Origin of the sequence: Meiothermus ruber DSM 1279 (assembly GCF_000024425.1) — a bacterium.
Lineage (GTDB): Bacteria > Deinococcota > Deinococci > Deinococcales > Thermaceae > Meiothermus > Meiothermus ruber.
Map to the genome: position 1 here is coordinate 2319792 of NC_013946.1, position 21481 is coordinate 2341272.

The 21481-nt window shown below is 62.2% G+C and carries 14 protein-coding genes and 1 pseudogene; 5 read left to right on the forward strand and 10 right to left on the reverse strand.

The window, feature by feature from the left end; genetic code table 11:
- The first annotated feature begins 188 nt into the window (after positions 1-188).
- From MRUB_RS11445 to truA, 3 genes are all read left to right on the forward strand, one after another.
- A complete protein-coding gene (locus MRUB_RS11445; RefSeq protein ID WP_013014522.1) occupies positions 189-1760 on the forward strand; it encodes an ABC transporter permease in 1572 nt (523 codons plus the stop codon).
- On the forward strand, positions 1757-2848 hold the full coding sequence (locus MRUB_RS11450) for an ABC transporter ATP-binding protein (RefSeq protein ID WP_013014523.1): 1092 nt from the start codon (positions 1757-1759) through the stop codon (positions 2846-2848). Before MRUB_RS11445 ends, MRUB_RS11450 begins: the two co-directional genes overlap by 4 nt.
- A gap of 72 nt (positions 2849-2920) precedes the next feature.
- A complete protein-coding gene (gene truA / locus MRUB_RS11455) occupies positions 2921-3712 on the forward strand; it encodes a tRNA pseudouridine(38-40) synthase TruA (protein WP_013014524.1) in 792 nt (263 codons plus the stop codon).
- On the opposite strand, the gene MRUB_RS11460 is transcribed toward truA, so the two are convergent.
- The 6 genes and pseudogenes from MRUB_RS11460 to erpA form a co-directional block, all read right to left on the reverse strand.
- Positions 3700-4644 (reverse strand): hypothetical protein, encoded by a 945-nt coding sequence (locus MRUB_RS11460; protein WP_235438219.1) that lies wholly within the window; start codon positions 4642-4644, stop codon positions 3700-3702. The genes truA and MRUB_RS11460 overlap by 13 nt on opposite strands.
- A 131-nt stretch (positions 4645-4775) precedes the next feature.
- The gene (locus tag MRUB_RS11465) at positions 4776-5993 is read right to left on the reverse strand and encodes an ABC transporter permease (RefSeq protein ID WP_013014526.1); all 1218 of its coding nucleotides are present in this window, start codon (positions 5991-5993) and stop codon (positions 4776-4778) included.
- Positions 5994-6001: 8 nt separating this feature from the next.
- A complete protein-coding gene (locus MRUB_RS11470) occupies positions 6002-7012 on the reverse strand; it encodes an ABC transporter permease (protein ID WP_013014527.1) in 1011 nt (336 codons plus the stop codon).
- Positions 7013-7302: 290 nt separating this feature from the next.
- Positions 7303-9150, reverse strand: coding sequence for a peptide ABC transporter substrate-binding protein (locus MRUB_RS11475; RefSeq protein ID WP_013014528.1), 1848 nt, complete (start codon positions 9148-9150; stop codon positions 7303-7305).
- Positions 9151-9444: 294 nt separating this feature from the next.
- Positions 9445-11319 (reverse strand): annotated as a pseudogene (locus MRUB_RS11480) (peptide ABC transporter substrate-binding protein).
- A 328-nt stretch (positions 11320-11647) separates the two neighbouring features.
- On the reverse strand, positions 11648-12040 hold the full coding sequence (gene erpA / locus MRUB_RS11485) for an iron-sulfur cluster insertion protein ErpA (protein WP_013014529.1): 393 nt from the start codon (positions 12038-12040) through the stop codon (positions 11648-11650).
- Positions 12041-12136: 96 nt separating this feature from the next.
- On the opposite strand from erpA, the gene MRUB_RS11490 reads away from it, so the two are divergent.
- Both MRUB_RS11490 and MRUB_RS11495 read left to right on the forward strand, forming a co-directional pair.
- Positions 12137-13276, forward strand: coding sequence for a M24 family metallopeptidase (locus MRUB_RS11490; protein ID WP_013014530.1), 1140 nt, complete (start codon positions 12137-12139; stop codon positions 13274-13276).
- Positions 13277-13380: 104 nt separating this feature from the next.
- The gene (locus tag MRUB_RS11495) at positions 13381-14322 is read left to right on the forward strand and encodes a ribose-phosphate diphosphokinase (protein ID WP_013014531.1); all 942 of its coding nucleotides are present in this window, start codon (positions 13381-13383) and stop codon (positions 14320-14322) included.
- A 233-nt stretch (positions 14323-14555) separates the two neighbouring features.
- Here the strand turns inward: MRUB_RS11495 and MRUB_RS11500 are convergent, their stop codons facing one another.
- From MRUB_RS11500 to MRUB_RS11515, 4 genes are all read right to left on the reverse strand, one after another.
- Positions 14556-15725, reverse strand: coding sequence for an LCP family protein (locus MRUB_RS11500; RefSeq protein ID WP_013014532.1), 1170 nt, complete (start codon positions 15723-15725; stop codon positions 14556-14558).
- Between the two features lie 61 nt (positions 15726-15786).
- A complete protein-coding gene (locus MRUB_RS11505; RefSeq protein WP_013014533.1) occupies positions 15787-16677 on the reverse strand; it encodes a phosphohydrolase in 891 nt (296 codons plus the stop codon).
- A 75-nt stretch (positions 16678-16752) separates the two neighbouring features.
- A complete protein-coding gene (locus tag MRUB_RS11510; protein WP_013014534.1) occupies positions 16753-17556 on the reverse strand; it encodes an enoyl-CoA hydratase/isomerase family protein in 804 nt (267 codons plus the stop codon).
- 99 nt (positions 17557-17655) lie between these two features.
- A complete protein-coding gene (locus tag MRUB_RS11515) occupies positions 17656-21477 on the reverse strand; it encodes a DNA polymerase (RefSeq protein WP_013014535.1) in 3822 nt (1273 codons plus the stop codon).
- Positions 21478-21481: the final 4 nt, after the last annotated feature.

Sequence of the window (21481 nt, forward strand, 5' to 3'; positions counted from 1 at the left end):
CCCGCGGGCTGGTTCAAACAGGCGCAGGGCCTGTGGCCGGGCCTGCACCTATCCGACCCGCTTCTCGGCCCGCCCAGCTCGCTCGAGGTTCAAAATACCAAAAACCGACAAAAATACTTGATTTATATTCTATAGCTTGTTAGCTTTGGGGATGCGCGGCCCCGTGGCGGCCTGCTTGTGCTAGGCACATGGTCTACGGTCTGTCCAAACCCATCCCCAGGCCCCTGCTGGCGGTAGCTGTGCTGGTGGGCGCGGCAGTGGTGTTGCCGCTGTTGTACCTGGTGCTGCGGGCAGCCCAGGCCGAACCCCAACAGCTCATCGAGATTGTGCTGCGGGAGCGCAACCTGCAACTGCTGGGCAACACCCTGGCGCTACTGGTGGGGGTGATCGCCCTTACCACCGCGCTGGCCCTGCCGCTGGCCTGGATTACCAGCCGCACCGACCTATGGGGCAAGCGCTTCTGGACGGTCTTGCTGGTCTTGCCCCTGGCGGTGCCGGGGTATGTGGGGGTGTTCGGTTTCTTTGGGGCTACCGGGGCCAGCGGCTGGCTCGAGCACCTCCTGGGCTTCCCCTGGCCCCGGCCCACCGGCTACCTGGGGGCCCTGGGGGTGCTGACCCTTTTTACCTACCCCTACCTGTTTTTGAACCTGCGGGCGGCCCTGCTGGGGCTGGACGCGGGCCTCGAGGAGTCGGCCCGCAGCCTGGGCTACAGGGGCCTCGAGGTCTTCTGGCGGGTGGTGCTACCCCAGCTCAGGCCGGCCTTGTTTGCCGGCTGGCTCCTGATTGGCCTGCACGTGCTGGGCGACTTTGGGGTGGTCAGCCTGGTGCGCTTTGAGACCTTCAGTTACGCCATCTACTTGCAGTACTCGGCCTCCTTCGACCGGGTCTACGCGGCCTGGCTCTCGCTGATGCTAATCCTGCTCACCGGGAGCCTGCTCTGGCTCGAGGCGCGGTTGCTCAAAAACCTCTCCCTGAGCCGGGTGGGGCTGGGCAGCGCACGCAAACCCCAGCCGGTGCGCCTGGGGGTCTGGTGGCTCCCTTCGCTGGGCCTGATGGCGGTGCCCATCGTAGGGGCCCTGGGGGTGCCACTCACCTCCATCGTGTACTGGCTGGCCCAGTACCCCAGCAGTCCCCACACCCGCAGTTTTGAGGCCGTTCTGGAAGCCCTGCGCAACTCGGTGCAGGCTGCCGCCCCAGCCGCCTTTTTGGCAGCCTGTCTGGCGCTGCCGCTGGCCTACCTGGGGGTGCGCTACCCCAGCCGGCTCTCGCGGCTCCTGGAGCGCGCCGCCTACATTGGCTACGCCACCCCCCCGCTGGCCTTTGCCCTGGCCCTGATCTTCTTCAGTCTGCGCGGGGTGCCCTTTCTCTATCAGACCCTGGCCTTGCTGATTCTAGCCTATGCGCTGCACTTCCTGGCCGAGGCCATTGGCCCCATCCGCAGCGCGCTCTACCAGGCCCCGCCCCGGCTCGAGGAGGCCGCCCGCAGCCTGGGTTACAACCCTTTGCAGGCTTTTTTGCGGGCCACCTTTCCCCTGCTGCGGCGGGGCCTGCTAGCCAGCATGGCCCTGGTCTTTTTGTCGGCGGTCAAGGAACTGCCCCTCACCTTCTTACTGGCCCCGGTGGGCTACTCTACGCTCTCGACCCGCATCTGGGGCTACACTTCAGAAGCGATGTTTGCAGAGGCCGCCCCCTATGCCCTGCTGATCGTGCTATTCTCGGCTGGACTGGTGGGCCTACTGCTCTCTCAGGAACGACGATGAACACCCAACACGCCGAACGCCCCACCTCCCCTACCCAGGCCCACGCCCCCATCCTGCGCGTGCAGGGCCTGACCAAGCGCTTCCACCCGGACTTTCCTCCCGTAGTAGAGAACGTGGGTTTTACAGTGGAGCAGGGCGAGGTGTTTGCCCTGCTAGGCCCCTCGGGTTGTGGCAAGACTACCACCCTGCGGCTCATCGCCGGTTTCGAGCAGCCGGAAAGCGGCCAGGTCTGGCTGGAGGGGCGGGAAATTACCCGGCTACCCGCAGAGGAACGGGGCATCGGCTTTGTATTTCAGGACTACGCCCTGTTTCCGCACCTGAGCGTGTTTGAGAATGTGGCCTTCGGTCTGCGCCGCCTGCGGGGTAAAGTGCGGCAAGCCCGCGTCCTGGAGGTGCTGGGCCTGGTGGGCCTGACCGTCTTCAAGGATCGCAAGCCCGGTGAGCTCTCCGGGGGTCAGCAGCAGCGCGTGGCCCTGGCCCGGGCCATCGCCCCCGGCCCCAAGCTGGTGCTGCTCGACGAACCCTTCAGCAGCCTGGACGCCGCCCTGCGCCAGGCCACCCGCGACGAGGTGCGCGCCCTCCTGAAGCAGGCCGGCATCGGGGCCATCCTGGTCACCCACGACCAGGAGGAGGCCCTTTCCTTCGCCGACCGGCTGGCGGTCATGCGCAGCGGGCAGCTCGAGCAGGTCGGCACCCCCGAGGAGGTCTACCACCGCCCCCGCACCCCCTTTGTGGCCCAGTTTCTAGGCCGCACCAACCTGATCCCGGGCGAAGCCCGGGGCCTCGAGGCCGAGACCCCGCTGGGGCGTATCCTGCTCTCGGAGGAGGCTCACGGTGCGGTGCTGCTCTCGTTGCGGCCCGAGGGGCTGGGCCTGGCCATGCCCCTGGGCCATCTGGGCATCAGCGGCAAGCAGCTCGAGGGCACCGTGCTGGCTCGAGAGTTCAAGGGCCACGACATGACCTACCGCGTCCAGCTCGGCAACCGCGAGCTGATCGTGCAGGAAAGCCCCGAAAGCCCCTTCCGTCCCGGCGATAAGGTGCGGGTGCTGGTACGGGCCAAGGCCGTGGTGGTGGGGCGGGGCCAGTAACAAGGTCGTCCAGCCAGCCCGTCTGGGGTCTGTACGCATCCATGAGGCCTTGCCGATACAATATCAATCGCCTTGGAAGACCTCGAGCTATCCACACCAACCAACCTGAGGCGCATCCTGCTCACCCTCGAGTACGACGGCAGCGGCTTCGCTGGCCTGCAAACCCAGGCCCAGGGCGAACGCACGGTGCAGCAGGAACTCGAGGCCGCCCTTAGCCAAATTCCTGGTGCGAGGCCCAAAATCTGGCCCTGTGGCCGCACCGATGCCGGGGTGCACGCCCTGGCCATGCCGGTGCATTACGACACCCTGGACAACATCCCCACCGAAAAAATCCCCCACGCCCTCAACACCCTCCTGCCCCCCGATATCCGGGCCCTGGCCGCGCAGGAAGTCCCGGCGGACTTTCACGCCCGCAAAAGCTGCCACTGGCGCGAGTACCGCTACCGCATCCTGCAGCGCCGCATGCCCCCGGCCTTGGATCGTCACCGGGTCTGGTGGATTCCCCACTCGCTCAACCTGATCCCCATGCGGCATGCGCTGGAATGCCTGGTGGGCACCCACGACTTCAAAGCTTTCGCCGTCAAGGAGGAGCGGGCTACGGTGCGTGAAATCTACCGCGCCCACCTCGAGGTCTGGCCCACCGAGGGGGGGCGGGAGATTTGGATCGAGTTTGTGGGTTCAGGCTTTTTGCGCGGCCAGGTGCGCAGCATGGTGGGCACCCTGGTAGAGATTGGACTGGGCAAGCGGGACTCGAGCAGCATCCAGAGCCTGCTGGCCAGCGGCAGCCGCAAAGACGCCGGCCCCACCGCCCCCGCCCAGGGCCTGTACTTCGTACGGGCCGGCTACCAGCCCTACCGCCAGTAGAACTGCCCATAGACCCGTACCGCCTCCACCGGGGCCCTGGATAGATCTACCGCCAGCCGAAGCTGGTTGTTCCAGCTATAGGCCAGGCCAAGCAGCAGCTTGCGGGGCGCGCTTAACCAGGCCTGAAAGCGCTCCTCGGGCAAGAAAGGGCTGTTCTCGCCCAGGTAGTCCCACACCGGGTTCCACCACAAAAGCCCTTCCAACCGGCTTTGATCCAGGGCCTCCACCCAGGCCTGGGCCTCGGCTTCGCAGGGGCACTGCAACACCAGGGCCAGCGCCTGGCCCAAGGGGAGCGGCAGGGAAAACGTACCCCAAAAACCCCGATCCCACTGCCAGAAGAGCCCCATCTGAGCGCCCTGCAGCCCCAGCCGGGGGACAAGTCGGATGGAGGGCTCGAGGTCGCCCAGGTCGTTGGGTGCCTGTACCATTTCAAGCAAAGCACCCACCTGGAGAATATCCACCCTGCCCCCCACAAAACCCTGTCCTCCCGCCAGCCCCGCATGGGGCAGGTAGGCCAGCTCGAGGCCCAGCCAGGGCAGCTCGCTGGGGCTGTAGCGGGTAAACACCCCCCAGCGTCCGTCCCGCCCCATCAGGGTATCGTCCCAGGGGCCGCTGTAGTCGCGGCGCTTGCCCAGGCTCAACCACAAGGCACCCAAATCCTGCTCAACAAAAGCCTCGAGGAGGCCCCACTGCAGCATCGCCTGGTACCACAGGCCAAAGTCGGCCTGGTAGCGCACACCCGCCTGCTGGGTCTGGACTTGCAGACGCGCCCCCAGCGCCCAGCCTATTTCGCTGGATCCCGGGGGGCTCGAGTAGCCCAGCCCCCCCTGCACCAGCCCAGAAGGCCGGAGGCAAATCACCTTCTCTTCTGGCATCAAGCAGTCCCAGGAAACCCGGAACGCGCCGTTCTCCTGGGCAAAAACCAATTGCAAAAAAAAGCATAAACCGATGGCCAGAGCGCGCATTCCCCTACAATACCCCTCTTCCAGTCAAAATCCAGGCCAAACATCCGGTACACAAAAATCGGTAGGGCGGTCTACCCTACCGATTCCACACCCCCAGCCTAGAGGCGGCTGCGCGGGTCGAGGGCATCCCGCAACCCGTCGCCCAGGTAGTTGAAGGCCAGCACCGTCAGGAAGATCATGAAGCCCGGCGCCAGGGCCAGCCAGGGCGCAGTGAAGATGTACTCCTGGGCCTTGGTAAGCATGTTGCCCCAGGTTGCCACCGGCGGTTGAATACCGAATCCCAGGAACGAAAGGGCCGCCTCGGTCAGGATAGCCCCGCCGATCGCCAGGGTGGCGTTCACGATGAGGGGGGCCAGGGTGTTGGGTACCAGGTGCCGGAACATGATGCGGGCCTCCCCTGCCCCCAGGGCCTGGGCCGCGGTGGTGAAATCTTGCTCACGCAGGCTCAACACCGCTCCCCGGATCAAGCGGCCCGTTCCGATCCAGCCAAACAGCACGATGATGGTAATGATGATGAACACCGAGGCCGACTCGCCAAACACGGCCTGGGCCCACTGCCCCACCACCCCCTGGTTATCGCGCAGCAAAGCCGATAGCACCAGCAGCAGGGGCAGCTCAGGGATGGTCAGCATGAAGTCCATAAAGCGCGAAATGACCACATCCAGATCCAGCTTACCCTGACCAAACAGCCCCCAGACGCCAACGAACAAAATCGCGCCCCAGATCAGGGCCAGCCCCAGCAGCGAGAGGAGGTTGTTGAGGGTAACGGTTCCCGAAAACAGGGCCTGCACATTGGCACCCGACAGCGTCCAGGCCAGATCGGCAGCCAGGAAGAGCAGCGTGTACAACAGCAGCCACGAGGCCACCCGCCACAGCGCGAAAGGCCACGGCTTCCAGCCACCTGCCACCTTGGCCAAGGGGCCTATATAAAAGCGCAGGGGTCGGCCCGAGAAGTAACCTGCGATAACCCCCAGGGTGGTGCCCAGCAAGGCCGCAGCAATGGCCGCCACAAAGCCCACCAAAAGCGAGATACGGGCTCCGTAAATAATGCGCGAAAGGACATCCCGGCCCAGCTCATCGGTACCCAACCAGTGCTCCCAGGAAGGGCCCTGGAAGTAGTAGTCGGCCAGGTTATCGCCCGTTGGCTGGGCAGTGGGGCTGTAAGGTGCAATCCAGGGAGCAAAAATGGCCATCAAAACCAGGGCGATTACCACCCCCAGCGAAAACATTGCCGCCTTGTGCTTACGGAAACGGCGCCAGGCCAGCGCCCAGGTCGATTGGGATTTGGACTTAGAAGTAGTTGCAACCGCAGCCATAAAGCCCCCTAACTATAGCGGATGCGGGGGTCTACCACCGCATACATCAGGTCGGCCAGCAGGTTGAAGACAGCCGTTAGCAAAGCCAGAAATGCCAGCGCCGCCATGGCGACGTTGTAGTCTTTGTCGGTAAGCGAGTCCAGGATAGCCCGGCCCATGCCAGGGTAGGAGAAGATCGTCTCGGTGATAACCGCGCCCCCAAAAACCCCGGGGATCGCCAGACCCACCAGCGTCACGATGGGGATGAGTGCGTTGCGCAAGGCGTGCTTGTACAGCACAACGCGTTCGCTCAGGCCCTTGGCTCGAGCCGTGCGCACATAGTCCTGGTTCAGAACCTCGAGCAAACTCGCCCGCATATAGCGCGTCCAGGAGGCCATCTGGATGGTGGAGAGGGCCAGCACCGGCAGCACCAGCTTGAAAGCCCAGTCGCCGATGAACTGGAAGAAGGTAATCTCGCCATTCAACACCTGCGACCACTGGAAGTCGGAGATGCTCTGCACGGGGAACTTGGGGAACCAGGACACCCGCTCCGGTATCCACACCGCAAACAGGAACAAGAGCAGGATGCCCAGGAAGAAAATTGGCATCGAAAAGCCTACGAAGGAAAAGAAGGTGATGATGTAGTCGGCCCGGCTGTACTGCCGCACCGCCGAGAAGATGCCCACCGGAATAGCCACCAGCAAGGCCAGGGTGAGGGCCGCCCCCGAAAGGATGAGCGTACGGGGCAAGCGCTCAGCAAAGATAATCTGCCCGGCCGGCGTGGCGTATGTGCGGGACTGGCCAAAGTCGCCCTGGATGGCCCGGCCCAGCCACTTGAAGTAGCGCACGTAGATGGGCTGATCGAGACCATAGGCGCGGCGCAATTGCTCTAGCTGCTCAGCGGTGATCCGTGGGTTCTGCTGGCGCAGCTCGTCCAGCGGGTCTCCAGGTTGTAGGGCCAACAGGGTGAAAATCACTACAGAGGCTGCAAACAACAGTGGGATCATTTGCAGCAGTCGGCGAACCGTGTAAGCAAACACGCCCTACATAATACTGTTTCGAGATGCCTTGTGAATGCGTGTTCCAAGTCTTCAAAACCCACTACAAACCGTTATCAATCGGGCAAAATAGACGTTTTTCTCGTCCAGGACGAATATATTGTGTATTGAGCCAGCTTATCCACCGATCGATGGATACGGTGCGCCAGTGCGGTTTCCCAGAAGTTGTTGGAAGCCACAAGCGGGTATATCGCTCATGGGCGGGGCCTGGCCGCACACCCAGTAAAAAGATGCCCCCGCTCGAGGGGCATCTTGGCGGCTAAAACCAGCGTTTACTTGATGGGCTGGCCGTACTTGGCCTGGTCGTAGACCTTCTGGGCTCCACGCGACTGCCAGCCGATGAGCCAGGGCTCGATGGTCGGGTAGGCCGAGCTGGCAAAGGTTGAGGAGACGTAGTTGAGCAGGCCCACCTTGTACACGCGGGCATCGGACTGGAAGTACAGCGGGATCATCGCCACTTCGTTGGCCCAGATCTCCTGCATACGAGCAAACAACTGCTTGCGCCGGTTTACATCGAACTCGGTAACCGCCTGGTTGCGCAAACGGTCGTACTCCTCGTTGCACCAGCCGCCAAAGTTGAGGCCGCGGAATCCGTTTTCACGGGTGGGTATATAGACCACCTTACCCTCCTCGTCCCGGCAGGCCGAACGCACCCCGTCGTCGGCCAGGCCCAGGCTAAAGGCGTACTGCAGGAAACCCGTCCAGCTCCCTTCCTGGGCCCTCGAGCGGTACTGCGCCCCTAACACCACGGCGCTGGGCGCGTTGTTAATGCGCACCGCGATCCCCACCTGTCGGTAGTTCTCCGCTACAAACTGCTGGATGCGCTCGCGCACCTGGTTGCCGGCGGTGGTGGCCCACTCGATCTCAAAGCGCACGGTACGGCCATCCACGGTGCGCTGCAAAATGCCGTCGGGCCCCGGCCGCCAGCCCAGCTCGGCCAGGAGCTGGCGGGCCCGTTCCGGGTTGTAAGGGTATCTCGCCACGTTGGGGTTAAACATGGGGTTCTTGGGAGAAACCCAGGTGGGGGCCACCGTGTACAGCCCGCCAAAGAAGGCTTTGGTAATGCCTTCACGGTTCATGGCGTAGATCAGGGCCTGGCGGGTCTTGACGTTATCCAGCATCAGGTCGCGCACCCGCTGCACGTTGGTGAACTGGTTGATCTCCAGGTGCTCGAAAAATGGAGTTTCTATCGCCCATATCTCAAAACGGCCCGGTGCGCGGCTGGTGAGCTGCTTGCTGCGGCCCTGATCGAAGGAGATCGCGACGCTCGAGGTTGCATCTATCCCACCGCCCAGGATGGCCACCAGGAGCGAGTTGGTGTTCTGGATAATGCGGTAGATTACGCGCTGCACGTATTTGTCCTCGCCACCAGGCGGCTTGATCCAGAAGCGCGGGTTGCGCCGCATCTCAATGCTGCTACCGGGCACCCAGCGGGTCAGGGTAAAAGGGCCCGAGTAGACCATCTTCCCGCTGTTCAGATACTGAGGGGAGGAAAACTGGGTAAAGAAGTTACGGAAAATCTCGGCCTGCCGTGCTGTATCACTAACCTGGGCCGCCGCCGCTTTGGCCTTATCCCACTCCGCGCGCATGATGTGGTTGGGAGCGTAGTAGATTTGGTTGATGTCCAGGTCGTAGAAGTAGGCCGGCTCGAGGATCACTGTAAAGTTGCGGGCATCCCGTACCCGCAGGGTGGCCCGGTCAAAAAAGTCAACGTTGGTGGAGGGCACCCCCTTGGTCTTACCCATTTCAAAGTACAGGGCCACATCGTCGGTGGTGATGGGCCGCCCATCCGACCAGACCGCATCGGGCCGGATGGTGTAGTCGAGCTCGAGGCGCCGCACCCCCGGCCTGATGTTGGCAAAACGCAGGCGCCCGTTCTGCTGGGTCGGCACCTCGGTTACTACCACGGGGATTTGCTCCAAGTCGCGATTGGTCTGGATAATTGGAGCAAACAAGAAGTTTTCAATCTCAAACTTGATGGCCTGGTTGGAGATAACATTGACCACATCCCCTGCCAGCACCCGGGGCTCCTGAGCTGCGCCGATAATCAGGCTGTTGTCCTGAGGCCCGGCGAGGGCCAACCCACCCATTAGCATCAGGATCGCAAACGCTCGTTTCATAAGGCCTCCTCGTGTAGCCAAAAGATTGGCTGGGCTAGATTTTATTGTGTGGAATGTGTTTTGTGTACCCTCCCAAAGCGGTAGCAAAACCACGCCCAATTGGCTTGATACGCATTTCGGCAATATCGTTCACTTTTGAGAGCCTAAACGATACTGCCGAAATGCTTTTTTACTCCCTTCGGTCGGCTTGAATCCTTCACCTCTGACTGCGTCCAACGGTATAAGGATTCAAGCGGAAACGGTATGAAAAAGAAAAAAGCCAGGGTTTCCCCTGGCTTTCATAAAGCAGTTGCCTTACTTGATGGCGATACCGCCAGCCTGGGCCTGGTCGTGGCGCTTGACGGCCCCACGGCTGGCCCAACCGATTTCCCAGGCGTTCCAGCCAGGGTAACCGTTGCCGCCAGAGTAGGTCGAGGCCACGTAGTTCACCAGACCGTTGCGCACCACCAGGAAGTTGGAGCGGAAGCGCAAGGGCAGGGCGGGCAGTTCCTCGGCCCAGATCTCCTGGGCACGGGCAAAGAGCTGCTTACGGCGGGCTTCATCGAACTCGAGCACGCCCTGGCTGGTCAGGCGGTCGAACTCGTCGTTGCGCTAGTTACCGATGTTCTGGCCGGCATAGTTGTTGTCCTTGGTGGGAATCTGCACCGCGCCGGTGTTGAGGTTCTTGTTCTGGAAGAGGCTGCCATCCTCGGCCAGGCTGCTTACCCAGGCGAACATGAACATCAACCACTTGCCTTCCTCACCCCGCTGGATGAAGTCGTCGGCGAAGACCACCGAGCTGGGGGCGTTGGCAGTCCTGACCGCAATGCCAACCTGCCGCCACTGCTCGATGAAGAGCTGCTGGGTACGCTCGCGAATGGCGTTGCCCGAGGTGGTCACCCAGTCCAGCTCAAAGCGCACCGTACGACCATCCACGGTACGTTGCAGGATACCGTCGGGACCGGGACGCCAGCCCACCTGGGCCAGTAGTTCGCGGGCGCGGGCCGGGTTGTACTCGTACTTCTTCACGTTGGGGTTAAAGAGCGGGTTGGAAGGCGCCACCCAGGTGTGCGAAACCGGCTCCGCCCCGTTGAAGAAGGCCTGCACCCAGGCGTCGCGGTTGATAGCGTAGAGCAAGGCCTGGCGGGTGCGCTTGTCATCCAGGGTCAGGTCGCGCACGCGCTGCACGTTGGTGAACTTGTTGATATCAATGTGTTCCCAGATGGCGCCCGGAATGGCCCAGATATCGAAGCGGCCGGGAGCGCGGGTGGTGAGCTGCTTGCTGCTGGCCTGGTCAGCCGAGATACCCACGGTGGAGGTGGCGTCAATCCCACCGCCCAGGATGGCCACCAAGAGCGAGTTGGTGTTCTGGATGATGCGGTAGGTCACACGCTGCACGTACTTATCAGCCCCGCCCTGGGGCACGATGGCGGTGAAGTTGGGGTTGCGCACCAGCTCGATGGAGCTGTTGGCGTTCCAGCGCTGCACCCGGAAGGGGCCGCTGTAGACCATACGCCCAGAGTTGATGGCCTGCACAGAGCCAAACTGCTGGAAGAAGTTACGGTACAGCTCGTTCAGGCGCTGGGCATCGCGGTCGGGGTTGAGGGGAGCCGCCGCCGCCTTGACCTTCTCCCACTCGGGACCCATCTTGTGCACAGGGGCATACCCGATGGGCGAGCCGTAGGTGTCATAGTAGTAGGCCGGCTCAAAGATGACGGTCATGTTCTGCTTGTCGCGCACCCGCAGGCTGACCCGCTCCCAGTAGTCCGGGTTGATCACGGCCATACCCTTGGCCTTGCCCACTTCGTAGTAGAAGGCGAAGTCGTCGGTGTCCAGGGGATCGCCGTCCGACCAGCGCAGGTTGGGCTTGAGGGTGATGTCGATCTCCAGGCGGCGCTTGCCCCCGCCGATATCGGTCACCCGCAGGCGACGGTTGGCCAGGGTGGGCACCTCGGTAGCCAGCACCGCCTCGTTCTCAGCCCGCAGGTTCTGCACGATCAGGGGCGCGAAGAGGTAGTTTTCGATCTCGGTCTTGATGGACTGGTTGGAGATCACGTTGAGGAAGTCGCCCCCCAGCACCCGCGGTTCTTGGGAAGCCCCAATCACCAGGCTGTTGTCGGCTGGGCCTGCCAGCGCTGCACCGGCCACCAAAGTTAGACCAAGTGCAACAATCTTGCTATAACGGTTCATCTAGCCTCCTTTGGGATTCTGCGCTTACACAGAATCGTTTAACTATGGCATTTTGCCGTCCCTATTATAGCCATCCTGTTCAACCCGTCAAATATCGCCTGAGTGAGCCATAAGCGTTCAGCCATTGAGCTTCTGTTTAGACAGACACGCCATTCTAGCCACTTGTCTCAGACTCATCCACCGGTTGGTGGATACCTACCCCCCCATCACGCCGCCGACAAAGCTTGGGATACCCCGCATCCGGGGGCTGTCTGGCCCTCTCTCTCACACTCAACACGCTACCCGCCGCAAGCGGCGGGTAGCGGTGTGGTGTAGGGGTGGTTAGGGGTCAGCCGCCGCAGCAGCCGCTGCTGCCCTCGCCCACGGGCGCTTTGGCTCCGTCGGTGCGGAACGAATGGCCGCAGCCGCACGAGGAGGTGGCGTTGGGGTTATTGACGCTAAAGCCTCCCCCCATCAGATTTTCAACCCAGTCCACTTCGGAGCCTACCAGCAGGGGCAAAGACATACGATCCACCACCAGGCGCACCCCGTGCATCTCCACTACGGTGTCGCCCTCGAGCTCCCGTTCGTCTACCGCCATGCCGTACTGATAGCCACTACAGCCCCCCGACTTGATAAACACCCGAATGGCCGCATCGGGTTTGTTGTAGCGGTGGAGAATCTCCTTGGCGCGCTCAGCCGCCAGGGGCGTAATGGAAAGCACCGTCTGCTCCTGAACCACAAACAACCTCCTTATTCAAGAGTAACACTTCAGCAAAGCCGAAACGTAAGCAAGTGCACCCCAGCCAGCCGCCAGGCCACCCAGTAGTATGGGCTCATGGAGATCGCCAAGGCCCAACAAGCCCTGCAAGAAGCCCGCATCCCCGGTTGGTTGCTCTACAGTTTCCAGGGTAGCAACGCGCTGGCGCTGGAAGCCCTGGGGCTACAGGGGCGGATGCTCAGCCGCCGCTTTGCCTATCTGATCCCGGCCCAGGGGGAACCCGTCTTAATCGTACACGCCATCGAGAAAACCAGCTTCCCCGACCTGCCCGGCCAGTGGGTGGTCTTCTCGAGCTGGGAACAATTCGTCCGGGCCCTGCAAACCCATGTGGCGCCGCTGGGGCGCATTGCCATGGAGTACCACCCCGGTGGGGGGATCCCTTACCTCTCACGCATAGACGCCGGAACCCTGGAGCTGCTGCGGGGCATGGGGCTCGAGGTGGTCTCGTCAGCAGAAATCCTGCTGCAGTTCCAGACCTGGACACCCAGCGAGCTGGCCGCTCACAAGCGCGCAGCCGCCGGCATCGAGGCGGCCCTGGCGCATGCCCTGGGTTATGTGCGAAGCCGGCTCGACCAACCCCCCAGCGAGCTCGAGGTACAGGCGGAAATCTGCAAGGTCTTTGCGGCCAGGGGCCTGGTTTTCGATCATCCGGCTATGGTGGCCTACGGCCCCAACGCCGCCAACCCCCATCACAGCGTGGGGGAAAGCCGGCTCGAGCGGGGCCAGGTGATGCTGATTGATCTATGGTGCAAGGAGCCCGGCGGCCCCTACGCCGACGTAACCTGGATGGCCGGTTGGGATGTATCCGATGAAATTCAGCGCGCCTGGGCGGTGGTGCGGAAGGCCCGGGACACCGCGCTCGAGCACTGCCGACAGGCCTATGCCGCTGGGCGGCAGCCCAGGGGGTTCGAACTCGACCGGGCAGCCCGGGAGGTAATCGAGCAGGCCGGTATGGGGGCCTATGTGCTGCACCGCACCGGCCACCATCTGGGTTTTAGCGCCACTCACGGCAACGGCACCCACCTCGACGACCTCGAGACCCACGACACCCGCCCGCTGATCCCCGGCCTGGCCTTCACCATCGAGCCTGGGGTTTATCCGGGGCCTTTCGGCATCCGCAGTGAAATTAATGTCTATCTGCACCCAAGCGGCCCCGAGGTGACCACCGGCCTGCAACAGGAGATGGAGCGGCTTTGAGCACACACATCGTCCATAGAGCCGCACAATAGGTGTGCAACAGGGTTCCGCTCTGGCCGAACCTACAGTCTATACCCTGGGTCGTTGTATGCTTTCAGGCGGTTATGGAACGACCCCTGATGGTATTTAGCGGACAGTCCAACCTACCCCTGGCCCAAGAAATAGCCGATAACCTGGGGGTTCCTCTTGGCAAAAGCATCACCGAGCGCTTTGCCAACGACTGTCTCTTCGTCCGATACGAACAAAGCCTCCGCGAGGGCGATATTTTTATCATCCAATCGCTCACCCCCCCGGTGCAGGATCACCTGGTAGAACTCCTGATGATGATCGACGCGGCTAAAAGCAGCAGCGCGGCCCGGGTCACGGCGGTCATTCCTTATTACTCCTATGCCCGCAGCGACAAAAAAGACGCCCCCCGCATCTCGATTGCGGCAAGGCTGGTCGCCGACCTGATCCAGGCCGCCGGAGCCGACCGGGTGCTGACCATGACGCTTCACTCGGCCCAGGTGCACGGGTTTTTCAAGGTTCCTGTAGACCACCTTTCCGCCGAGCCGGTCATCGCCAACTACTTTGCCACCCGTGTAGAAAAGCTGGAAAATGCCGTGGTAGTAGCGCCCGACGCTGGCGATCTCAAGCGGGCCAGTTCGCTGGCCCGCCGCCTGGCCCTGCCCATTGCCTTCATCGATAAGCAGCGACTGTCCGATACCGAGGTGACCTCGAGGGGGCTGGTCGGCGACGTGCGGGGTAAAACCGCCCTGGTCATAGACGACGAGGTCTCGACGGCCGGAACCCTGGTTCAGGCCGCCGAATCCCTGGTACAAAACGGAGCCCAGGCGGTTTATGCCGCTTTTACCCACGGCGTGTACGTGGGCCCCGCCATCGACCGGATCGACAAAGCCCCCATTGTAGAGGTGGCGGCCACCAACACCTGCACCTACAAAGCCCGGCCCAGCAGCAAAATCAAGCAGCTCAGCGTAGGGCCCCTCTTCGCCGAGGCCATCTGGCGCATACACCGGGGGGAGTCGGTCTCGAGCCTCTTCACATAACCACCTTCTTGAACAGATCAAAACACCGGGGCCAAGAAAGCCGCCGCTGGGGTTGCCTCTTCGGGGTGCGCTCCTACGCCTTTCGGTCGGCCTGAAGCCCTCACTGTTGATTACACCCAAAGGCGAAGGGTTCAAGCGGAACCGGTATCAACCCCCTGGCCGGCGGCTGGGGGCGTATAAAACTCAGCAGATACCCGCTCATAGCGCGTCCAATCGAGCGGGTCGGAACCCTTCTACTGGCTCGGCCCATTGGGGTTGACCAGATCGGCCCCAATGCGCACCGTCAGATCGGCGTACAGAGCCGCTTCGCCCGAGACCCGCGCAGGCAGCCCGATGGCCCCGCCCAGCACCTCGGCCAGCTCGGCCTCACCGTTGGTCAACACCTCGCTGTGCGGGGGGGTGGTCTCGATTTCCCGCAGCAGCACCCGGAGCCCCAGCCCCCGCAGTTTGCCCCGCATCTCTATGGCTGCGGACTCCTGCGGTGCGGCATAAAGCACCACGGCTTCGCGGCCCCGTAAATCCTCCAGGCTGGCTTTGGTCGCTTCCGGCGCATCGGCGAAGTAGCGCTGAACCAGTTTTTGCAGCTCGGCCCGATCCACCTCCCAGCCCTGGCCGAAGCGGCCGGGGGTCAGAAAGGAGACCAACTGGGGTTGCTGTATGGCAAAACCCATCAGGCTGGCAATCTGTGTGCGGGTCAGATCGGTGCGGATGTTCTGCTCCACGCTGGCGATGGCCTGTGGCAGGCGTAACAGGCCGCTGGGCGTGAGAACTTGCTGCTTTAGAGCATGAAAGAAGTTCTGCTGACGCTGAATGCGGCCAATATCGCCCAAAGCGTCATGGCGAAAGCGCAAGTAGCCCTCGGCCTGCACCCCATTGAGTTGTTGGCAGCCGGGCTCGAGGTTGATGTCCAGTTTTGCGGCCTCATCCCTGTACTGCATGGCTTTCTCCACGCAAACGGTGATGCCCCCCAAGGCGTCCACCCCGTTGCGGATGGCCTCTACGCTGACCGCCAGATAGGCGTCGATCTCTACCCCTGTCAGGCTGCTTACCACCTGCTTGGCCAGGTCGGGGCCGCCAAACTTGTTGGCGTGGTTGATGATGTACCAACCATAGCCGGGAATCCGCACGTACACATCCCTGGGAATCGAGAGCACCACAATGCGCTTGGCCGTTGGGTCGAAGCGCACCAGCAGGTTCACATCCGACAGGCCACGAAAGTTCTCGGGTGCGCGCTGATGGTAATACCTGTACTCGGGCGCCACCCCCAGCACCAGGAGGTTGAGGGGGCGATCCAGGTTACGCGGCAAAGTGCCGTAGCGCAGCAAGGGTTGAAGCAAGGGATAGGCCCACCAGGCCGCCGCTGCCAGAAGAAGCAGAACCAGAAAGAGGACGACACGCCGCATATCCTTGCTAGTTTAGCCCAACAAGGGTGAGAAAAACCGATCCGCCAGAGTTAAGGGGTGACTAGTCCAGGGTAAAGCGGGGTTCCGTCTCGTGCAGGCGCACCCGGCGGATGATGCGCTGGTCGTGTTCGGTATCGTGGGTGCTAGCGATGACCGTGACGTAGTCGCGGATGGGGCTGCGCAATACCTTTTTGGTTAGCACCTCCTCTACCTGGAAGATGCCCGCGGAGTTGTTCATGATCACCCGTATCTCCACCGGCACCTGCTCCCCTTTTAGAATCTGCACCTCGTCAACGGCCAGGGCGCTGATCGAATGAATGTCTACCGAACCCAGGGCAAAAGCCTTGCGCCCCCGGCCCTTGGAGATATCGGTTCCATCGGCCACGGCGGTGATACCCGCCTCGATGGTCAGAGGCTCAGGCTCGAGGTCGTGGCTGTTGATCGAGTGCAGCATAAAAGCCCGCAGCTCGATGCGCTGCTCGGGGTCGCGGTAGAGTTTTTCTAATATCCTGTCCAGGATGGGAATGGCCAGCATCACGCTGAAGGACTCGTGGCGCACCCGGTGCACCTGGTTTCCGATGTCATGCAGCATGGTGGAGAGCAGCACGGTGAGAAAAGCGTCGTCCAGATCACCCACACCACTCTCCATCACGTCGGGCTTGACCCCGTGGTCGACCAGTAGCTGCAGAATGGTCACGCTGGCTGCACCGGTCAGCAGGGCGTGCACCCTTCCGTGGTCGTTGTAGCCCAGCTTGCGCACGGTAATGTAGTTGGCCATATCCCAGTGGCCCCGGGCCTCGGAGTCGGCGGTGAGCATCTCGTAGGCAGCCAGCGCCTTGGGGTAGCGTTGCAAGCCCTCGCGGATGGCCAGATCGGCCTCGACGTAGAGCTTGGCCTTGGGCTGGGTAACCTGAACCGTGCGTTCGTTCATAACCGTGCCGCCATCGCTCATACCCTGATGGTAGGGCCTAAAGGTTTAATGTGCCGTGATAAAAGCCACAGGCGCCGCATCCAGCTCGAGACCCTTTCACTCCCCTTTAAACTGCGCCGGGCGCTTTTCCAGGAAGGCCCTGGTGCCCTCGCGCATATCCTGGGTCGCACAGGCCAGGCCAAACAGATCGGCCTCGACCTCGAGGGCCTCCTGCAAATCCAGGTTCTCACCCCGCCCCACCGCCTCCTTAGCCAAGGCCAGGGCCACCGGGCCGTTTTTCAAGATGGCCGCAGCCAGCTCCTTGGCGGTCTGCAGGGCATCCTCGCCCACCCGGTTGACCAGGCCCAGGCCCAGGGCTTCCTCGGCAGGTACGTGCCGCCCGGTAAAAATGAGATCCAGGGCGCGGCCCCGGCCTACCAGGCGCGGCAGGCGCTGGGTTCCTCCAAAGCCAGGGATGATGCCCAGCCCCACCTCAGGAAGGCCCAGCTTGGCGTTGCGGCTGGCGACCCGCAGGTCACAGGCCAGGGCCAGCTCGAGCCCACCCCCCAGGGCATAGCCGTTGATGGCCGCGATGCTGGGCACCGGCAGGGCTGCAATCTCGTTGAAAACCGACTGGCCCATAATGGCAAACTCCCGCGCAGCAAACACATCCTGCAGGCTGGCAATCTGGGCGATATCGGCTCCCGCCACAAAAGCCTTACCTTCTCCGGTAAAGATGGCTACTTTTACCTCGGGATCCTGGGTGATGACCTCGGTCACGCTAGCCAGTTCGATAAGCAGATCCTGGTTGAGGGCGTTGAGGGCCTGGGGGCGGCTGATGGTGACAATACCCATCCCGTCCTCGACCCGGTAGGTCAGGTACTCGAATTCGGGCAGCTCGAGTTCAAAGGTCTGTGCCATTGCATACCTCCATGGGGCTCCCAGGCGCAACAGTTGACGCCGTATGCAGGGGCCGTGCCTGCCCAGCATAGCAGAGCCTGATTGCAGCCGCACGCCGCCCTACTTGGCCTCGAGCCAGTTCTCCCCGATGCCGGTGCCGACCTCGAGGGGCACCGCCAAAGCCCAGGCCTGCTGCATCACCTCGCGCACCACCCCGGCCACCGCCTCCGCCTTATCGGCCGGGGCCTCAACCAGAAGCTCGTCGTGCACCTGCAGCACCAGATGGGCTTCCAGCGGCTCGAGCTCCGGCTGGAGCTTGACCATAGCCAGTTTCATCAAATCGGCGGCGGTGCCCTGCACCGGCATATTGAAGGCCATGCGCTCGGCGGCCTCCCGCACGCTGCGCACGCGTGAGCCCAGGTCGGCCACAAAGCGGCGGCGGCCAAACATGGTTTCTACGTAGCCGGTCTGCCGGGCATCGGCCAACACCCGTTCAATCCATTCCCGCACCTTGGGGTAGGAGGCGAAGTAGCGCTCGATAAAGCCTTCGGCCTCGGCATAGGAAATGGAAAGCTCGTTGGATAGGCGGTGGGCCGACATGCCGTAGAGCACACCAAAGTTAATTGTATTGTGACTTACAAAGCCTTCTGCAAGGTATGCGGGCTTTCCTTCTACGCTCAGGTCGTATACGCGAGCTGGTTTGGCAACTTCTACCAAGCTAATAGCGTCGGCAAACAGATCATTCTCATGCCACCAACGCCAAACACGAGTGTACCGGTGGCCGCTGATTGCGGGGTCACTAAGCAGTAATTGGATACGGGTGGCGTTTAACCCAACAGGCTGGGCATGGGTGCGAATGCATTCATAAATTTTCTCCTTATCACGACCCTTAAGACTCAGCGCGGCGTAGATACGGCGTAGTCTTTGTTCTTGATGGGGCATGATGTAAGTACTACGGCGAGTAGTGTGCTGCCTGAGAAGGGCTGATTTTCGCTGAGAGCGAAAGCCAATGTGCTTGGCGAAGCGCTCTACGTCAGAGGGCTCTCCAATCAGAAGGATGTGACTGGTTTTATGCTGGCCTCTAGGCTCAGCAGAGCGTGTGGAGGCAATTCCAAAGTTAAGCAGCATACGCTGTACATCCTTCGCAAGTTGCAGGCTGGCAGTGGCAAAGCGAATGTAGGTTGTCCCTCTACGCCGACTAATACTGCCATCCCCTTCAAACAACGCCTGAAGGAAGCTAGCCTGAATGGATGCGGGCGCTTGCCACAGGAAGTTGGGGATGCGCTTTTGGTCAGATTTAGCGCCACACCACTTGGCAATCCACTCGGCTAGATCAGTGCTTGCAACAGCCCAATGAACACTTCGCTGCTTTTCATACCGCTTCAGGCGGCTCCCCGCCAGCCATTCCCACAGTGCACCCACTTCATCCAGCACGTCCAAATCCCGGCGGCCCAACCCCATAAGCACCACGCCATAGCGCTCCCGGTGCTGTTTGGCTCGGATGGCTGTTCCTTCTGCCACCATATAACCAAGCCAGAGCGCCATTTTTTGGTCTAGATGTTGAGGCCAGGGTAATGGCTTGTGGCGGGTGATGGCAACCGGTTCAAGTGGGGGTAGATCATTGCAGTATCCAAACGCACCATGCCTTCTTAAGACCACTTGATCGCCTGCCTGTAGGTGCTGAAGTTGTCGCCAGACAACTGCACCGTCTTTAGCAACAACGCGAATTCGATGATGGGGCGTGCCACGTAACTCAAATCCCCGTTGGGTACTGATCCGTATGGTTGGCTGAATACCGTTATCCAGCAGCCCGACTACCCTTCGCATCTTGCCGTCGGTTTGCACACAGTCACCAACACGCACCTGCTCGATGGGAAGCCACCCTCGTCCGGTGGCGACTTTGGTTCCCTCGACAAGGCATTTCGCAGCCCGGCGCTGTTCGGCCCCCACTTTGTCCGGCTCCAACCCGAACATCCAGGCCGCGGTCTGGGTGTGGATGTCCCGGCCTTCGCGGAAGACATTAATCAGGTTCTCGTCACCCGAGAGGTGGGCCAGCACCCGCAGCTCGATCTGGGAGTAGTCGGCCACCACCAGCCTCATCCCCGGTGCCGCCCGGAAGGCCTTGCGGATGCGGCGGCCAATCTCGGTGCGCACGGGGATGTTTTGCAGGTTGGGATCCACCGAGGAAAGCCGCCCGGTGGCGGTGCCGGTCTGGTTGAAGCGGGTGTGCAGGCGGCCGGTTTTGGGGTGAATTAGCTTGGGGAGCGGGTCGAGGTAGGTGCTTTTGAGCTTGGTCAGCTCGCGGTAGGTCAGGATGCGTTCGATGATGGGGTGCTGGCCTAACAGCTCCTCGAGCGCGCTGGCAGCGGTGGAGCGTTTGCCGGTCTGGGTCTTGCGGCCCGGGGCGCTCAGTTTGAGTTCGTCGTAGAGCACCACCTCGAGCTGATCGCGTGAGTTCACGTTAAAAGAACGCCCGGCCAGCCGGTGAATCTCGGCCTCGAGGTAGGAAATTTCCTTGGCAAGTTCTTCCGAAAGTTGCAACAGGTATTCGGCATTGAGGGAGATGCCCCGGGCCTCGATTCGGGCCAAAACCGCCGAGAGCGGTTTTTCGATCTGCTGATACAGCCACTCGATTTTGGGGTTCTCACCGATGCGGCTTTGCAGGGTCTCCCATAGGGTATGGGCGGCCTGGGCCCGCTCGCCAGGGTCGGAACCCCAGTCCCCGGCCCCGTAGCGCCGCACGGTGCTGGCGGGGTCGGAGTTGGAGGGGTCGTAGAGGTAGGCCAGCAGCATGGGGTCGTCGCCGGGGGGCACCCAGACCCCTTCCTTGAGGGCCAGCACCGAGAGGTCTTTGGCCACCATGCTGCGAATCTCGGGGAACTTTTTGAGCTCCTGCAGGCTGGGCTGGCCCCGGTACACCTTGCCCCCGGCATAGGCGGCCAGACCCAGCCAGTTGGCCCACATGGGCTGGGCGCGGTCGAGGGTGTAGCCCAGAAAGGCCTCGGGCGGGGGGGGCCAGGGAGCTTCCTCGGCGGCGGGAGGGGCGGCCAGCAGGTTTAGCTCGCGTAGAATGGAGCCGAACTCGAGTTTTTCCAGGGCTTCGCGCAGGGCCCCGCGGTCGGGTTCACGCCGGTGGCAGTCGCGGAAGTCGAGCTCGAGGGGAAGGTCGGTGTGGATTAGCGAAAGCGTCCGGGAGAGCTGAACGTTGTCCCGGCTCTCCTCGAGGCTGGCGCGAATTTTGGGGGACAGGGCTTCTAAGTTTGCGTACAGACCTTCCAGCGATCCCCACTCCTGCAAGAGCTTGGCCGCGGTCTTTTCTCCGATGCCCTTGGCTCCCGGCAGGTTATCGGAAGAATCGCCCACCAGCGAGCGGTAATCCACCCACTGCGCCACCGATACACCGTACTTCTCCTGCACGGCCTGGGGGTGCATTAGCCGTCCGTCGGGCAGCATCACCTGCACGGCCTCGGAGAGCAGCTGAAAGCTGTCGCGATCGCCGGTCAGGATGCGCACTGGATAGCCCTCCTGTTCTGCTTTTTTGGCCAGGGTTCCAATCACGTCGTCGGCCTCGTAGCCCGGCACTTCCAGCCGTTGGAGGCCCATCAGATCCACCAGTTCTTTGATTTTCTCTAGCTGCGGGTGAAAGTCGTCGGGGGTGGCCGCCCGTCCGGCCTTGTACTCCTCAAAAGCGTCGTGCCGGAAGGTTCTGGTGGGCGGGTCGAAGACCACGATCACGCAGTCGCCGTCTTCCTTGAGGAGTTTGAGTAAGGTGCGCAGAAAGCCAAAAATGGCCTGGGTGGGTTCGCCCCTCGAGGTCGCCAGCTTTTCGAAGGCAAAGTAGCTGCGGTAAGCCAGGTGATGCCCATCCACCAGCCAGATGCGATCGGGCCTGGGCAGCTCGACGGACGGGCTTTCGCTGCTGAATAGACTGGGTTGCTCCACCCGA

Excerpts from the sequence above, each read along its gene's own strand:
- MRUB_RS11445 (WP_013014522.1), top strand. The coding sequence starts at position 189 with ATGGTCTACGGTCTGTCCAAACCCATCCCCAGGCCCCTGCTGGCGGTA.
- MRUB_RS11450 (WP_013014523.1), top strand. The coding sequence starts at position 1,757 with ATGAACACCCAACACGCCGAACGCCCCACCTCCCCTACCCAGGCCCAC.
- MRUB_RS11465 (WP_013014526.1), bottom strand. The coding sequence starts at position 5,993 with ATGGCTGCGGTTGCAACTACTTCTAAGTCCAAATCCCAATCGACCTGG.
- MRUB_RS11475 (WP_013014528.1), bottom strand. The coding sequence starts at position 9,150 with ATGAAACGAGCGTTTGCGATCCTGATGCTAATGGGTGGGTTGGCCCTC.
- MRUB_RS11490 (WP_013014530.1), top strand. The coding sequence starts at position 12,137 with ATGGAGATCGCCAAGGCCCAACAAGCCCTGCAAGAAGCCCGCATCCCC.
- MRUB_RS11495 (WP_013014531.1), top strand. The coding sequence starts at position 13,381 with ATGGAACGACCCCTGATGGTATTTAGCGGACAGTCCAACCTACCCCTG.
- MRUB_RS11500 (WP_013014532.1), bottom strand. The coding sequence starts at position 15,725 with ATGCGGCGTGTCGTCCTCTTTCTGGTTCTGCTTCTTCTGGCAGCGGCG.
- MRUB_RS11505 (WP_013014533.1), bottom strand. The coding sequence starts at position 16,677 with ATGAGCGATGGCGGCACGGTTATGAACGAACGCACGGTTCAGGTTACC.
- MRUB_RS11510 (WP_013014534.1), bottom strand. The coding sequence starts at position 17,556 with ATGGCACAGACCTTTGAACTCGAGCTGCCCGAATTCGAGTACCTGACC.